Source organism: Streptomyces sp. RLA131, from assembly GCF_056270125.1.
Window position 1 is genome coordinate 1,892,605 of the sequence record NZ_JBWDOQ010000002.1, and the last position, 14,336, is coordinate 1,906,940.

The following is a 14,336-nucleotide window of genomic DNA, read 5'->3' on the forward strand; positions in this document are numbered from 1 at the left end:
ACGCTACGCAAACGCGGCGGGCCGTCCCATCCGGTGGTCCACCCACTCGACCCTGACCCTGGCCCCCTAGGTGAGGTGGGGTTGTCCCTACCCCGCCCTCATCCCATCTTCGCGGCGAAGGTCGCGATCACCGCGACGACCGCCGGGACGACCATCATCAGGCCGAAGATGATCAGGAGCTTCTTCTGCGGCTGCGGGGGGTCGGGCTCAAGTACGGGCATGGGGCCCAGTCTCGCACGCGTCGTCCTCGACGAAGCGGGCGCGTCCGGCGATCCAGCCGGCCACGGTCTGCGGCACCAGCAGGACGAGCATGAGCACGATCGGCAGCCCCCAGCCGCCGCTGTGCTGGTAGAGCGCGCCGACCAGGACCGGGCCGGGGATGGTGATGAGGTAGCCGGTGCACTGGGTGAAGGCGGAGAGCCGGACGACGCCGGCGCCGGTGCGCGAGCGCATGCCGATCAGGGTCAGGGCGAGCGGGAAGGTGGAGTTGGCGACGCCGAGGAGCACCGCCCAGAGCCAGGGGGCGGCGGCCGGGGCGAGCCACAGCCCGGTGTAGCCCACCACCCCGAAGGCGCCCAGCGCGACGGCCAGGCCGCCCTGGTGCCGCATCCGTCCGGCGAGGGCGGGCAGCACGAAGGACAGCGGTACGCCCATGCTCATGGTGACGGCGGACAGGACGCCCGCCGTGCCGGCCGGGACCCCGGCGTCCCGGAAGATCTGCGGCAGCCAGCCCATGGCGACGTACGCGCTGATCGCCTGGAGCCCGAAGAAGACGGCCAGCGCCCAGGCGGTACGGCTGGCGGTGATGCGCGGCACCCCGTTCGCGGCACCGACGGCACCGGCGGCGCTGTCGGCACCGGCGGCACCGGCGGCGCTGTCGGCACCGGTGGCACCGGCGGCGCTGTCGGCCTGAGGTGCCGGCGCGGCGGCTTCCCGGTCGCGTACGAGCGCCAGCCAGGGCAGCACGGCGACTGCGGCCACCAGGGCCCAGGCGCCCAGGCCGTGGCGCCAGCTGCCGCCCGCCACGTGGGCCAGCGGGACGGTGACTGCGGAGCCGAGGCCGGCGCCCAGGGTCAGCGCCATGGAGTAGAGCCCGGTCATCGCCCCGACGCGGTCCGGGAAGTACCGCTTGACGACGACCGGCATCAGCACGTTGGTGACGGCGATACCGGCCAGGGCGACGGCGCTGGCGGCCAGGAAGAGCGCGGCCCCGCCGGTGAAAGGGCGCAGGGCCAGGCCGAGGGCGATGGCCGCCATGCCGGCGCAGATGACCGCGGCGGCGCCGAAGCGTCTGGCCAGGCGGGGGGCGGCGACGCCGAACACGGCGAAGCACAGGACGGGGACGGAGGTCAGCAGGCCCGCGACGGTGCCGTTCATGCCGAGGTCGGTGCGTACCTCTTCGAGGACCGCGCCCAGGCTGGTGATGGCGGGTCGCAGGTTGAGGGCCGCCATCACCAGGGCTGCGACGATGATGGCGGTGACGCTGCGCTTGCGCACGCGGGCGGTGGGCGGCGGGAGGACGGCCGTGGCAGGCGCTCGGTCGGTACGCATGCGGCACATCGTAGAATCATGGGATGAATATGGGAAGGGAGTCGCGTCCATGCCACTGACCTCACCCCGGCGCTCCGCGCTGGCCGACCAGGTGATCGCACAGCTGCGCGCCCAGATCACCTCCGGTGAATGGCCGGTCGGCTCGCGCATCCCGACCGAGCCACAGCTCGTCGAACAGCTCGGGGTGGCCAGGAACACCGTCCGCGAGGCGGTCCGCGCCCTCGCCCACAACGGCCTGCTCGACATCCGGCAGGGCTCCGGCACCTATGTGCTGGCCACCAGCGAACTGGCCGGGGTGATGCACCGCCGCTTCGCCGACGCCGACACCCGGCATGTGAGCGAGCTGCGCAGCGCGCTGGAGGCGACGGCGGCACGTCTCGCCGCGCAGCGCCGTACCGAACGCGATCTCGCGCACCTGGACACCGCTCTCGACCGGCGCGAGCGCGCCTGGGAGTCCGGTGACGCGGACGCCTTCGTCGAGGCCGACGCCACCTTGCACCTGACGGTCGTGGCGGCCTCCCACAATCCCGTCGTCGCCGAGCTGTACGCGGACCTGGGCCAGGTCCTGCGGGCCTTCCTGCGCGCCGACGTCGGCGCGCAGCTGCGGCCCGAGCAGTACGTCGACCACGCGCGGCTGGTGGCTGCGATCCGGGCGGGCGACGGCGAGACCGCCGCCACGGAGGCGGCCGGGCACGCCTTCGCCTGGTGTGTCAGCGGCCGCCCCGCGTGATCGTGACCCAGATCCGCTGGATCTCCTTCCAGCAGCGGTCGGCCAGCGTCACGGTCTCGGCGGGCCCGACCGCCACCGGGCCGCCGTCCACGTCCGGATCCCACCAGCGGCGGCACTCGATGTGCAGCCGCACATGGTCCAGGCTCGGGTCCGGGTTGTGGCAGACCGCCACCCCGAGGCTGTCCTGGACCTGGGTGCGGCAGCTGGTGTCGGCGTACGCGGCCGGGGCGGCCGCCATGCCGACGGCCGGCCGGGTCAGGGCGGTCAGTACGGTCAGGACGGCCAGGGCCGCCGGGAAGAAGACTGCCGAGGTGCGGGCCATGGCCCCATCGTGGGCCGCCCGGAACGCGCGACGCCCAGTTCTGGTCGCCCGAACGGGCGAATCCAGAACCGGGCGGAACACGGCGTGCCGGTGGCGGTGCCGGTGGCGGTGTCGGTGCGGGTGTCAGGCGCCGATGGCGTGCAGACCCCCGTCGACGTGGACGATCTCGCCCGTCGTCTTCGGGAACCAGTCGCTGAGCAGCGCCACGACACCGCGCGCGGCGGGCTCGGGGTCGGTGAGGTCCCAGGTGAGCGGGGCGCGGGCGTCCCAGACGCCGGCCAGGTCCTCGAAGCCGGGAATGGACTTGGCGGCCATCGACTTGATCGGACCGGCCGAGATGAGGTTGCAGCGGATGTTCTTCTCGCCGAGGTCGCGGGCCAGGTAGCGCGAGGTCGACTCCAGGGCGGCCTTGGCGACGCCCATCCAGTCGTACTTCGGCCAGGCGACCTGCGCGTCGAAGTCCATGCCGACCACCGAGCCGCCGCGCTGCTCCAGCAGCGGCAGCAGTGCCATGGTCAGGGACTTGAGCGAGAACGCGGAGACCTCGACGGCGGTGGCGACGGACGCCCACTCGGTGTTGAGGAAGTTGCCGCCCAGCGCGTCCTGCGGGGCGAACCCGATGGAGTGCACGACACCGTCGAGGTTGACGCCCTCGCCGATGTGCTCGGAGACCTTGGCGGCCAGACCGTCCAGGTGCTCCTTGTTCTGAACGTCGAGTTCGATCACCGGGGCCGGCTTCGGCAGCCGCTTGGAGATCCGCTCGACGAGGCTGAGCCGGCCGAAGCCGGTGAGGACGACCTCCGCACCCTCCTCCTGGGCGAGCTTCGCGACGTGGAAGGCGATAGAGGAGTCGGTGAGGACCCCGGTGACGAGGATGCGCTTGCCTGCGAGGATTCCACTCATGTTGCTCAGTGACCCATGCCCAATCCGCCGTCAACCGGGATGACGGCTCCAGTGATGTACGACGCGTCGTCGGAGGCGAGGAACCGCACCGTTGCGGCGATCTCCTCGGGCTGTGCGTAACGGCCCAGCGGCACCTGCGACACGATGTTCTGGCGCTGCTCGTCGCTGAGCGCCTTCGTCATATCGGTGTCGACGAAGCCGGGCGCGACGACGTTGAAGGTGATGTTGCGCGAGCCCAGCTCACGGGCGAGCGAGCGCGCGAAGCCGACCAGACCGGCCTTGGAGGCGGCGTAGTTCGCCTGACCCGCCGAGCCCAGCAGCCCGACGACGGACGAGATCAGCACGACGCGGCCCTTGCGGGCCCGCAGCATGCCGCGGTTGGCGCGCTTCACGACCCGGAAGGCGCCGGTGAGGTTGGTGTTCAGGACGGAGCTGAAGTCGTCCTCGGACATCCGCATCAGCAGCTGGTCCTTGGTGACACCCGCGTTGGCGACCAGCACCTCGACCGGCCCGTGCGCGGCCTCGATCTCCTTGTAGGCCTGCTCAACCTGCTCGGTGTCGGTGATGTCGCACCTGACGGCGAGGCACCCCAGCTCGGCGATGGCCTGCGGCGGCTCGCCCGAGCGGTATGTGATGGCCACTTTGTCACCGGCGTCCGCGAAGGCGCGGGCGATGGCGAGGCCGATGCCCCGGTTTCCTCCGGTGACGAGAACCGAGCGGCTCAACGGATCACCCTTTCGGTAGTCGATAGCCGGCTGGCTTATGTACCCGAAGCTATCGGTCTACGGGCCGGTACGGAGAATCGACCCTCGACAGGCGCGGGTGCGACTCACTGTCGAGTCCCTACAGAAATAGTCGGGGCAGAGGGACTGTCAGAGGGGCATGATTCACTTCCAGGAAGTGTCGCGCAGGCCGTCGCGTACGCGGAGGCGAGAAGGGGAGGCCGCCGTGCCCCATGAGATCGATCAGTCATTCCTGGCACTGCCGTTGCGGGCGCTGGCCGACGCGGCGCTCGCACGGGCCAGGGCGTTGGGGGCCGAGCACGCGGACTTCCGCTTCGAGCGGGTGCGCAGCGCCTCGTGGCGGCTGCGGGACGGCAGGCCCTCGGGGTCGTCGGACGACACCGACGCGGGGTACGCGGTGCGGGTCGTGCACGGCGGGGCCTGGGGTTTCGCCTCCGGAGTCGATCTGACGATGGACGCGGCGGCGCGGGTGGCCGGGCAGGCGGTGGCGATGGCCAGACTGTCGGCGAAGATCATCGCGGCGGCCGGCTCGGACGAGCGGGTCGAGCTGGCGCCCGAGCCCGTGCACGCGGACAAGGTATGGGTGTCGGCGTACGACACCGATCCGTTCGATGTACCCGATGCCGACAAGACGGGGCTGCTGGCGGAGTGGAGCGGGCGGCTGCTGGCGGCGCCGGGCGTGTCGCATGTGGACGCGTCCCTGATGACCGTTCATGAGAACAAGTTCTACGCCGACACCGCGGGGACGACCACGACGCAGCAGCGGGTGCGGCTGCATCCACAGCTCACGGCCGTCTCGGTGGACGAGGCCTCGTCCACGTTCGAGTCCATGCGGACCCTGGCGCCGCCGGCCGGCCGCGGCTGGGAGTACCTGACCGGCACCGGATGGGACTGGGACGCGGAACTGGCCGGGATCCCCGAGCTGCTGGCCGAGAAGATGCGGGCCCCGTCGGTGGAGGCCGGCGCGTACGACCTGGTCGTCGATCCGTCCAATCTGTGGCTGACGATCCATGAGTCGATCGGCCACGCCACGGAACTGGACCGCGCGCTGGGCTACGAGGCGGCGTACGCGGGGACGTCGTTCGCGACCTTCGACCAGCTGGGCAGCCTCAAGTACGGCTCCGAGCTGATGAATGTGACCGGTGACCGGACGGCGGAGCACGGCCTGGCGACCATCGGGTACGACGACGAGGGCGTGGCCGGGCAGTCCTGGGACCTGGTGAAGGACGGGACGCTGGTGGGATACCAGCTGGACCGGCGGATCGCCGGGCTCACCGGCTTCGAGCGGTCCAACGGGTGCGCCTACGCCGACTCGCCGTCGCATGTGCCGGTGCAGCGGATGGCCAACGTGTCCCTGCGGCCCGCGCCGGACGGTCCGTCCACGGCGGGGCTGATCGAGGGCGTCGAGCGCGGGATCTACGTCGTCGGCGACCGCTCGTGGTCGATCGACATGCAGCGCTACAACTTCCAGTTCACCGGCCAGCGGTTCTTCCGGATCGAGAACGGCCGGCTCGCGGGGCAGCTGCGCGATGTGGCCTACCAGGCGACCACCACGGACTTCTGGGGCTCGATGGAGGCCGTCGGCGGCCCGCAGACCTATGTCCTCGGCGGCGCCTTCAACTGCGGCAAGGCACAGCCGGGGCAGGTCGCGGCCGTCAGCCACGGCTGCCCCTCCGCGCTGTTCCGCGGCGTCAACATCCTCAACACCACGCAGGAGGCGGGCCGATGAGCCTCACGTCCAAGCCGCACGAGATCGTCGAGCGGGCTCTGGGTCTGTCGCGGGCCGACGGCACCGTTGTCATCGCCGACGAGGAGTCCACCGCCAACCTGCGCTGGGCGGGCAACGCCCTGACGACCAACGGGGTGACCCGGGGCCGCACCCTGACCGTGATCGCCACGGTGAACGGCGCACAGGGCACCTCCTCCGGGGTGGTGTCGCGGGCCGCGGTGACCGACGCGGAGCTGGAGCCCCTGGTGCGTGCCGCCGAGGCGGCGGCGCGCGACGCGGGCCCGGCCGAGGACGCCCAGCCGCTGGTGGAGGGCGTGCCGGCGTCGGCCGACTTCGAGCGGGCGCCCGCCGAGACCTCCTCGGAGGTCTTCGCCGCCTTCGCCCCGGCGCTGGGCGAGGCCTTCGCGACCGCGCGGGCGGGCGGCCGCCGGCTCTACGGCTTCGCCTACCACTCGGTGACGTCCAGCTACCTGGGCACGTCGACCGGGCTGCGGCTGCGGCACGACCAGCCGAGCGGCACCCTGGAGCTCAACGCCAAGTCCGACGACCTGTCCCGTTCCGCCTGGGCGGGCGCCGGGACCCGGGACTTCACCGATGTCGACCCCCGCGCGCTCGACGCCGACCTGGCCCGGCGGCTGCAGTGGGCGAACCGCCGGGTCGAGCTGCCCGCCGGCCGGTACGAGACGCTGCTGCCGCCGTCGGCCGTGGCCGACCTGGTGATCTACCAGCAGTGGTCGGCCGCGGCCCGGGACGCGCACGAGGGCCGTACGGTCTTCAGCAAGCCGGGCGGCGGCACCCGGGTCGGCGACCGGCTGTCCGAGCTGCCGCTGACGCTGCGCAGCGACCCGTCCGAGCCGGGCCTGGAGTCGGCACCGTTCGTGATCGCGCACTCCTCCGGGGACTCCTCGTCGGTCTTCGACAACGGGCTGCCCGTCGGACCCGTGGAGTGGATGCGCGACGGTGTGCTGGAGCGGCTCCTCACCACCCGGCACAGCGCCGGCCTCACAGGCCTGCCGGTCGCCCCCGGCGCGGGCAACCTGGTGCTCGACGGCGGCGGCAAGCGGTCGCTGGAGGAGCTGGTGGCCGACACCGAGCGCGGGCTGCTGCTCACCTGCCTGTGGTACATCCGCGAGGTGGACCCGGCCACGCTGCTGCTCACCGGGCTGACCCGCGACGGCGTCTACCTGGTGGAGAACGGCGAGGTCACGGGCGCCGTCAACAACTTCCGGTTCAACGAGTCGCCGGTGGACCTGCTGGGGCGCGTCGCCGAGGTGGGGCGTACCGAACGGACGCTGCCGCGCGAGTGGAGCGACTGGTTCACCCGGGCCGCCTTCCCGGCGATGCGCGTGCCCGACTTCAACATGAGCTCGGTCAGCCAGGGGGTCTGACCAGGCGATGGGGATGGACGAGAAGCGGACGGTCCGGACGTCGAAGTTCCTTTCGCGCGTGCTGCGGCACGACCCGGGAGCGATCGGCATCGTCCTCGACGAGGGCGGCTGGGTGGATGTGGACGAGCTGATCGCCGCGTCCGCCCGGGCCGGCCGGCGCTTCTCACGGGCCGAGCTGGACCATGTCGTGGCCAACAACAACAAGAAGCGCTTCGCCTACTCCGACGACGGCCGCCGGATACGGGCCAGCCAGGGGCACTCGGTCGACGTGGAGCTCGGTCTCGCGTCGGCCGAGCCGCCCGAGGTGCTCTACCACGGCACCGCGAGCACCACGCTGCCGGTCGTGCTCCGTGAGGGGCTCAAGCCGATGTCCCGGCGGGACGTCCGCGGCGGGACGTCCATCTGTCCGCGGACGTCGAGACGGCCGTACGGGTGGGTTCCCGGCACGGCCGTCCGGTGGTGCTGGTGGTGGACGCGGCGGCGCTGGCCGCCGACGGCCACATCTTCAGGGTGAGCGCCAACGGGGTGTGGCTCACCGACCGGGTTCCCGCGAGCCATCTGCGCCCGCATCCGCACTGAGCCGGCTCAGGTCGTGCGCCGCTGGCCGCGGATCCTGGCCCACAGCGGCGTGCCCAGGGCCACGATCAGCACCGCCCCCGCGAGCTGGAGCACATGGCGGCCCCAGTCGATGCCCTTGGTCTCGTTGATCCCGATCCAGGTGGCGACGGCATTGCCCAGGAGACTGCCCAGGATGCCGTAGATCGTGGTCAGCCACAGGGGGATGTCCTGCTTCCCCGGCAGGATCAACTTCGCAATCAAGCCCAGGACCAGGCCGACGACGATCGCCCACAACCAGCTCATCCCATTCGCCTCCTCGCGTGCGGACGACGCGATCGCCTCGCCCGTAGCGTCAGTCTGAGCCGGGCCGGCGTACGCCGCATGCCGGGGACGCGCGTACGGCGTACGGCGGGGGGATGCGGTCAGGGGTGGCGCTTCCCCGGTCTCGAATGCGGCGGACGCGGGGCGTAACGTTGGAATGTCCCGAAGGGGCGGCATCCGAGGTGTCGAGCAGGTGGTGGAACGTGATGCGGAAGCACAGCCAGGGCGAGGTGTTCCGGATCACCGGGGCCCGGGCGGGGCTCACGGACGACGTCCGGGGCCGGCAGCGGCGGTATGTGATCTCGATGTCGGTGCGCACGGTGTCGTTCGTGCTGTTCTTCGTCCTGTGGAACGTGTCGCGGCCGCTGGGCTGGATCGCGCTGGTCCTGGGGCTGCTGCTGCCGTACGTCGCGGTGGTGGTCGCCAACGCGGGCCGGGAGAACGCGCCGGGCCTTCCGTCGACCTTTGTGCATACCCCGCTGCCGCCGATGCTGGGGCCGGGCCGGGAGCACGGTGCGAACGTTCCGGCGGAGTCCGGCGCGGAGGAACAACCGGGGGAACAACCGGGGGGACATGTGGGGGAACAGCCCCCGCCGCGCACCGGGCAGAGCTGATCCGATACAGGTCCGGACCAAGCCGAAAGCTCAAGAAAAGCTCAGATCAATCATGGGGATCCACTGCACCGCGGGGGTGTCCGCGTGACATACTTCGTACGCGCTCCGCATCCCCCGTCGGAGCGACGGACCGACGCCGGGCGGCTCCCCCCGTGGCTGCCCGGCGTCGCCATGTTTACTGGTCCTTGTGACTGACGAATCGCCGATCTGCTCGGCCAAGGACTGCCGGGCCCCCGCGGTGTGGGTGCTGGCCTGGAACAACCCCAAGATCCATACGCCGGAGCGGCGGAAGACCTGGCTGGCGTGCGACGAGCACCGCGAGCATCTGTCGAACTTCCTGGGCCTGCGGGGTTTCCTCAAGGACGTGGTCGCCCTCGACGTGTGGGAGGCGTCAGCCGCCGATCGCTGACATCGGGCGGTCGGGCTGGAGGAAGGCGGGGTCGTCCAGGCCGGAGCCGGCCTTCTTGCCCCACATGGCCTTCTCCCACAGGCGGGCGATGTCCTCGTCGCCGGCGCCGGAGCGCAGCGCGCCGCGCAGGTCGGACTCCTCCCGGGCGAACAGGCAGTCGCGGATCTGGCCGTCGGCGGTGAGCCGGGTCCGGTCGCAGGCGCGGCAGAAGGGGCGGGTGACGGAGGCGATCACACCGACCCGGGCGGGGCCGCCGTCGACCAGCCAGCGCTCGGCGGGGGCGTGGCCGCGGGCCTCGTCGGGCTCGGGGGTGAGCGTGAAGCGGGTGCGCAGGCCGGTGAGGATCTCCTCGGCGGTGATCATGTCGCCACGCTGCCAGCCGTGCTGGGCGTCGAGCGGCATCTGCTCGATGAAACGCAGTTCGTAGCCGTGGTCGAGGGCCCAGCTCAGCATGTCGGGGGCCTCGTCGTCGTTGACGCCGCGCATCAGCACCGTGTTGACCTTGACGGGGGTGAGGCCCGCGGCGCCGGCCGCCTCCAGGCCGCGTATGACGTCGTGGTGGCGCTTGCGGCGGGTGAGGGTCTGGAAGACATCGGGGCGCAGGGTGTCGAGTGAGACGTTGACCCGGTTCAGGCCGGCGTCGCGCAGCGCCGCGGCTGTCCGCTCCAGGCCGATGCCGTTGGTCGTCAGCGACATCATGGGGCGGGGTTCCAGGGCGGCGCAGCGCTCGACGATGCCGACGACACCGGGGCGCAGCAGCGGCTCACCGCCGGTGAAGCGCACGTCCTTGACGCCGAGCAGGGTGACGGCGATCCGTACCATCCGCACGATCTCGTCGTCGGTGAGCAGCTCGGGCTTGGCGAGCCACTGGAGGCCCTCCTCGGGCATGCAGTACGTGCAGCGCAGATTGCAGCGGTCGGTGAGCGAGACACGCAGGTCCGTGGCGACTCGCCCATAGGTGTCGAGCAGCATGTGTCGCCTCCTGCGGAGATGGGACCCGGGGTGCGGTCGGACCCGCCCCGTAGTTCTGAAGCCTACGTGACGGGTCCGACATTCAACGGTCTGCCGACTGCTGACGGGGCACCCCCGGCGCCCGCCCTCAGTGGGCGCCGGCGCCGGTGAGGGCGCGTACCTCCAGCTCCTTGTACTTCTCCGCGTCCGGTTCCTCGCCGGACAGGACCGTGCCCAGCCAGCCGAGGACGAAGCCCAGCGGGATGGAGACGATGCCGGGGTTGGTCAGCGGGAACCAGTGGAAGTCGCTGCCGGAGAAGAGGGAGTCGGGCGCTCCGGACACCACCGGGGAGAAGACCACGAGCGCCACGGAGGAGATCAGGCCGCCGTAGATGGACCAGGTGGCGCCCTGGGTCTTGAAGCCCTTCCAGTAGAGGCTGTAGAGGATCGTCGGGAGGTTGGCGGAGGCCGCCACCGCGAAGGCGAGGGCGACCAGGGCCGCCGCGTTGAGTTTGGTGGCGTACATGCCGAGCACGATCGCCACCGCGCCGATCACCCCGGCCGCGATCTTGGCGACGACGACCTCGTTCTGCTCGCTCGTCTCGCCCCTGCGGATGACGTTGACCCACAGGTCGTGCGCGAAGGAGGCGGACGAGGCCAGGGTGAGCCCGGCGACCACCGCGAGGATGGTGGCGAAGGCGACCGCGGAGATCACCGCCAGCAGGATCGCGCCCCAGGTCGAGCCCGCGCCGCCGCCGACGGCCTCGGCGAGCTGCGGGGCGGCGGTGTTGCCCGACTTGTCGACGGCGGTGATGTTCGCCGCCCCGACCAGGGCGGCCGCGCCGAAGCCGAGCGCGATGGTCATCAGGTAGAAGGACCCGATGATGCCGATCGCCCAGTTCACCGACTTACGGGCGGCCTTGGCGGTGGGGACGGTGTAGAAGCGCACCAGGATGTGCGGCAGGCCGGCCGTACCGAGGACCAGTGCGAGACCGAGCGAGATGAAATTGATCTTGCTGGTGCCGTCGATGCCGTACTTCAGTCCCGGCTCCAGGAACTTCGAGCCCTGGCCGCTCTTGTCGGCGGCGGCGCCGAGCAGCGAGGAGATGTTCCAGTGGAACTTGTTGAGCACCAGGATGGTGATCAGCAGCGTGCCGAGGATCAGCATCACGGCCTTGATCATCTGCACCCAGGTGGTGCCCTTCATGCCGCCGATGGTGACGTAGAGCACCATCACCACGCCGACGAGCGCGACGATCAGCCGCTTCGGCCCGTCGCCGGTGACGCCGAGCAGGAGTGAGACCAGTGCGCCCGCGCCGACCATCTGGGCGAGCAGGTAGAAGATCGACACGACGATGGTGGAGGTGCCGGCCGCCGTACGGACCGGGCGCTGCTTCAGCCGGAAGGCCAGGACGTCGGCCATGGTGAACCGGCCCGAGTTGCGCAGCGGTTCGGCGACCAGCAGCAGGGCCACCAGCCAGGCGACGAGGAAGCCGATCGAGTAGAGGAAGCCGTCGTAGCCGACCAGGGCGATGGCGCCGGCGATGCCGAGGAACGAGGCGGCGGACATGTAGTCGCCGGAGATCGCCAGGCCGTTCTGGAAGCCGGTGAAGGAGCGGCCACCGGCGTAGAAGTCGGTGGCGTCCTTGGTCTGACGGCCGGCCCAGACGGTGATGGCCAGAGTGGCGGCGACGAAGACGGCGAAGAGGGAGACGATCAGGGTGCGGTGTTCGCTCGCGGCGGCCGCGGCGAGCAGGACGGTGTGCGACTCCATGCTCAGACGCCTTCTTCCTCGGTGGTTCGCGCGGCCTCGGACGGTCGTGCGGCCCCGGACGGTCGCGCGGTGTTCTCCAGCCGCTCCTTGAGCGCCTGTGCGCCCGGGTCGAGCCTGGCGTTGGCGTAGCGCGAGTACAGCCACGCGATGAGGAAGGTGGTGGCGAACTGCGCGAGGCCGAGGACGAAGGCGATGTTGAGGTGGCCGAGAACCTTGGTGGCCATGAAGGAGTCGGCGTAGCTCGACAGCACCACGTAGAGCAGGTACCAGGCGATGAAGGCCACGGTGACCGGGAAGGCGAAGGACCGGTAGGAGCGGCGGAGTTGGGTGAACTCCGCGCTCGCCTCGACCTCGGAGTACGAGGACGGGGCCGGGGCCGGTGGCCCCGAAGCGGCCGAAGGTCGTGCGGAATCCACGGTTCCTCCTGAGGGGCGGCGGAGAGCGGGATGGTGCGGGCACGAGCGGGCGGCGTGAGATGCGTCACCCCAAAGATCGGACTCGCGCATGGTAAAGGCATGTCCATGACCTTCGACAGGGGGCGGGGGCCGAAAACTGATGCCTTTCACCGGCGCCGCACTTTGGGCGAACACCCCCACTTCCGAACCGGAATTCGAGCTTTCCGGCGGGATCCATTGAAGAGGCCCTCCGGACGGCGCTAGTTTCCATGGTCATGTACCTGACCCGTTTCACAGGTAACCCTGCCGCTCGGTCGGGTCGTTGGACGATTGGAGAACCCATGGCTCCGCTGCCAGGACGGCACCGCGCACTCGCGATACCTCTCGGCCTCGCGCTGGCGGGCGCACTCGCCTTCCTGCCCGGCTCCGCCTCGGCCGCCAGCACCGGTACCGCCGTCACCGCGGCCACCACCACGGCCACCGCCGACGGCCCGCTGCTCTCGTACGTCGTCAACACCCGGCCGGACCGCACCACCATCAAGTCCGTGGAACGGGCGATCACCAGGGCCGGCGGTGAGGCCGTGATCACCTACGCGAAGATCGGCGTCATCGTCGTCCACTCGGCCAACCCCGGCTTCGCGGCCACGATCCGCACGGTGCGCGGCGTGCAGACCGCGGGCGCCACCCGCACCGCCGCGCTGTCCACCGCGTCGACGACCGACGAGGGCGCGCCCCAGGTGCTCAGCGCCAAGGAGGCCGCCGCCGCGCAGGCGGCGGCCACCGACGGGCAGGAGCCGCTCGAAGCCAACCAGTGGGACCTGCGGGCCATCGGCGCCGACAAGGCCGCGAAGATCAACGACGGCAGCCGCAAGGTCACCGTCGCCGTCATCGACACCGGCGTCGACGACACCCACCCCGACCTGGCCGCCAACTTCTCGGCCTCGCAGTCCGCGAACTGCGTCGGCGGCGTGGCCGACACCAGCGAGGGCGCCTGGCGCCCGTACGCCCCCACCGCCTACCACGGCACGCATGTGGCCGGCGAGATCGCCGCCGCGCGCAACGGCGTCGGCGTCGCGGGCGTGGCGCCCGGCGTCAAGGTCGCCTCCATCAAGGTGGCCGACCCCGACACACAGCTCTTCTACCCCGAGAGCGTGGTCTGCGCCTTCGTCTTCGCCGCCGACCACGGCATCGAGGTCACCAACAACAGCTACTACATCGACCCGTGGCTCTACAACTGCCTCGACGACCCCGACCAGCGGGCCATCGTCGACGCCGTCAACCGGGCCTCGCTCTACTCACAGGGCAAGGGCGTCCTCAACGTCGCCTCGGCCGGCAACTCCAACGACGACCTCGACTCCGACGCGCTCACCGACGACTCCAGCCCGGACGACTCGACCGCCGTCGCCCGCACCGTCGATCCGCACACGTGCTTCGACATCCCGACCCAGCTGCCGGGTGTCGCCACCGTGTCCGCGACGGGCGTGCAGAACCTGAAGTCGTACTACTCCAGCTACGGACTCGGCGTCATCGACGTCGCGGCCCCCGGCGGTGACAAGTACCAGATCCCGGACACCCCGGACGCCAACGGCCGGATCCTGTCCACCCTGCCGGGCAACACTTACGGCTACCTGCAGGGCACCTCGATGGCGAGCCCGCACGTGGCCGCCGTCGCCGCCCTGGTCAAGAGCACGCACCCGCACGCCACCCCGGCGCAGGTGCTGCGGATCCTCAAGGCCGAGGCCGACAACCCCGGCTGCCCGACCGGGACGTACGACCCCGACGGCAACGGCGTCGAGGACTCCACCTGCACCTCGGGCCACGGCGTCAACAGCTTCTACGGCTCCGGCATCGTCGACGCGCTGGACGCGGTGACCAAGCGGTGACCAAGCGGTGACCCTGCGATGACCAGGCCGGTGACCAGGCCGGTGACCAGGAGATGATCCCGCCG

Annotated in this window: 15 protein-coding genes and 1 pseudogene; 7 read left to right on the plus strand and 9 right to left on the minus strand. The window is 71.1% G+C overall.

What is annotated here, in order from left to right; translation table 11 throughout:
* Positions 1-98: 98 nt before the first annotated feature.
* Positions 99-221 (minus strand): SGM_5486 family transporter-associated protein, encoded by a 123-nt coding sequence (locus RWE79_RS09570; protein WP_475939592.1) that lies wholly within the window; start codon positions 219-221, stop codon positions 99-101.
* Complete coding sequence (locus tag RWE79_RS09575) at positions 208-1,551, minus strand: CynX/NimT family MFS transporter (RefSeq protein WP_475939593.1); 1,344 nt, start codon at positions 1,549-1,551, stop codon at positions 208-210. The genes RWE79_RS09570 and RWE79_RS09575 overlap by 14 nt, the downstream gene beginning before the upstream one ends.
* 49 nt (positions 1,552-1,600) lie before the next feature.
* Between RWE79_RS09575 and RWE79_RS09580 the strand changes: the two genes are divergently transcribed.
* Entirely contained in the window at positions 1,601-2,281 is a 681-nt protein-coding gene (locus RWE79_RS09580; RefSeq protein ID WP_475939594.1) for a FadR/GntR family transcriptional regulator, read from the plus strand.
* Here RWE79_RS09580 and RWE79_RS09585 read toward each other — a convergent pair.
* The 3 genes from RWE79_RS09585 to fabG form a co-directional block, all read right to left on the minus strand.
* Positions 2,262-2,603 carry a hypothetical protein gene (locus RWE79_RS09585; protein ID WP_475939595.1) on the minus strand — a complete coding sequence of 114 codons (342 nt, stop codon included), beginning with the start codon at positions 2,601-2,603 and terminating at the stop codon, positions 2,262-2,264. The two genes, RWE79_RS09580 and RWE79_RS09585, sit on opposite strands and share 20 nt — an antisense overlap.
* A 123-nt stretch (positions 2,604-2,726) precedes the next feature.
* Positions 2,727-3,506, minus strand: a complete 780-nt coding sequence (gene fabI, locus RWE79_RS09590) for an enoyl-ACP reductase FabI (protein ID WP_475939596.1) — start codon at positions 3,504-3,506, stop codon at positions 2,727-2,729.
* A gap of 5 nt (positions 3,507-3,511) precedes the next feature.
* Positions 3,512-4,231 carry a 3-oxoacyl-[acyl-carrier-protein] reductase gene (fabG, locus tag RWE79_RS09595; protein WP_475939597.1) on the minus strand — a complete coding sequence of 240 codons (720 nt, stop codon included), beginning with the start codon at positions 4,229-4,231 and terminating at the stop codon, positions 3,512-3,514.
* A gap of 223 nt (positions 4,232-4,454) precedes the next feature.
* Here fabG and RWE79_RS09600 point away from each other — a divergent pair, with 223 nt between their 5' ends.
* The 3 genes and pseudogenes from RWE79_RS09600 (at position 4,455) to RWE79_RS09610 (ending at position 7,945) form a co-directional block, all read left to right on the plus strand.
* A complete protein-coding gene (locus RWE79_RS09600; protein WP_475939598.1) occupies positions 4,455-5,978 on the plus strand; it encodes a TldD/PmbA family protein in 1,524 nt (507 codons plus the stop codon).
* Positions 5,975-7,366 (plus strand): metallopeptidase TldD-related protein, encoded by a 1,392-nt coding sequence (locus tag RWE79_RS09605; protein WP_475939599.1) that lies wholly within the window; start codon positions 5,975-5,977, stop codon positions 7,364-7,366. The genes RWE79_RS09600 and RWE79_RS09605 overlap by 4 nt, the downstream gene beginning before the upstream one ends.
* Before the next feature lie 13 nt (positions 7,367-7,379).
* A pseudogene (locus tag RWE79_RS09610) lies at positions 7,380-7,945 on the plus strand (RNA 2'-phosphotransferase).
* A gap of 6 nt (positions 7,946-7,951) precedes the next feature.
* Here the strand turns inward: RWE79_RS09610 and RWE79_RS09615 are convergent.
* Positions 7,952-8,227, minus strand: coding sequence for a GlsB/YeaQ/YmgE family stress response membrane protein (locus tag RWE79_RS09615; RefSeq protein WP_475939600.1), 276 nt, complete (start codon positions 8,225-8,227; stop codon positions 7,952-7,954).
* Between the two features lie 224 nt (positions 8,228-8,451).
* Here RWE79_RS09615 and RWE79_RS09620 point away from each other — a divergent pair, with 224 nt between their 5' ends.
* Together RWE79_RS09620 and RWE79_RS09625 are read left to right on the plus strand one after the other, a co-directional pair.
* Positions 8,452-8,859 (plus strand): DUF3099 domain-containing protein, encoded by a 408-nt coding sequence (locus RWE79_RS09620; protein WP_475939601.1) that lies wholly within the window; start codon positions 8,452-8,454, stop codon positions 8,857-8,859.
* A 187-nt stretch (positions 8,860-9,046) separates the two neighbouring features.
* Positions 9,047-9,268 carry a hypothetical protein gene (locus tag RWE79_RS09625; RefSeq protein ID WP_475939602.1) on the plus strand — a complete coding sequence of 74 codons (222 nt, stop codon included), beginning with the start codon at positions 9,047-9,049 and terminating at the stop codon, positions 9,266-9,268.
* Here RWE79_RS09625 and moaA read toward each other — a convergent pair.
* From moaA to RWE79_RS09640, 3 genes are all read right to left on the minus strand, one after another.
* Positions 9,251-10,240, minus strand: a complete 990-nt coding sequence (gene moaA / locus RWE79_RS09630) for a GTP 3',8-cyclase MoaA (RefSeq protein WP_475939603.1) — start codon at positions 10,238-10,240, stop codon at positions 9,251-9,253. The genes RWE79_RS09625 and moaA overlap by 18 nt on opposite strands.
* Before the next feature lie 127 nt (positions 10,241-10,367).
* The gene (locus RWE79_RS09635) at positions 10,368-11,993 is read right to left on the minus strand and encodes a solute symporter family protein (RefSeq protein WP_475939604.1); all 1,626 of its coding nucleotides are present in this window, start codon (positions 11,991-11,993) and stop codon (positions 10,368-10,370) included.
* Positions 11,994-11,995: 2 nt separating this feature from the next.
* Positions 11,996-12,409, minus strand: a complete 414-nt coding sequence (locus RWE79_RS09640; protein ID WP_475939605.1) for a DUF485 domain-containing protein — start codon at positions 12,407-12,409, stop codon at positions 11,996-11,998.
* 320 nt (positions 12,410-12,729) lie between these two features.
* On the opposite strand from RWE79_RS09640, the gene RWE79_RS09645 reads away from it, so the two are divergent.
* On the plus strand, positions 12,730-14,271 hold the full coding sequence (locus RWE79_RS09645) for a S8 family peptidase (RefSeq protein WP_475939606.1): 1,542 nt from the start codon (positions 12,730-12,732) through the stop codon (positions 14,269-14,271).
* The last annotated feature ends 65 nt before the right edge of the window (positions 14,272-14,336 follow it).

Excerpts from the sequence above, each read along its gene's own strand:
- RWE79_RS09570 (WP_475939592.1), bottom strand. The coding sequence starts at position 221 with ATGCCCGTACTTGAGCCCGACCCCCCGCAGCCGCAGAAGAAGCTCCTG.
- RWE79_RS09575 (WP_475939593.1), bottom strand. The coding sequence starts at position 1,551 with ATGCGTACCGACCGAGCGCCTGCCACGGCCGTCCTCCCGCCGCCCACC.
- RWE79_RS09580 (WP_475939594.1), top strand. The coding sequence starts at position 1,601 with ATGCCACTGACCTCACCCCGGCGCTCCGCGCTGGCCGACCAGGTGATC.
- RWE79_RS09585 (WP_475939595.1), bottom strand. The coding sequence starts at position 2,603 with ATGGCCCGCACCTCGGCAGTCTTCTTCCCGGCGGCCCTGGCCGTCCTG.
- fabI (WP_475939596.1), bottom strand. The coding sequence starts at position 3,506 with ATGAGTGGAATCCTCGCAGGCAAGCGCATCCTCGTCACCGGGGTCCTC.
- RWE79_RS09605 (WP_475939599.1), top strand. The coding sequence starts at position 5,975 with ATGAGCCTCACGTCCAAGCCGCACGAGATCGTCGAGCGGGCTCTGGGT.
- RWE79_RS09615 (WP_475939600.1), bottom strand. The coding sequence starts at position 8,227 with ATGAGCTGGTTGTGGGCGATCGTCGTCGGCCTGGTCCTGGGCTTGATT.
- RWE79_RS09620 (WP_475939601.1), top strand. The coding sequence starts at position 8,452 with ATGCGGAAGCACAGCCAGGGCGAGGTGTTCCGGATCACCGGGGCCCGG.
- moaA (WP_475939603.1), bottom strand. The coding sequence starts at position 10,240 with ATGCTGCTCGACACCTATGGGCGAGTCGCCACGGACCTGCGTGTCTCG.
- RWE79_RS09635 (WP_475939604.1), bottom strand. The coding sequence starts at position 11,993 with ATGGAGTCGCACACCGTCCTGCTCGCCGCGGCCGCCGCGAGCGAACAC.
- RWE79_RS09645 (WP_475939606.1), top strand. The coding sequence starts at position 12,730 with ATGGCTCCGCTGCCAGGACGGCACCGCGCACTCGCGATACCTCTCGGC.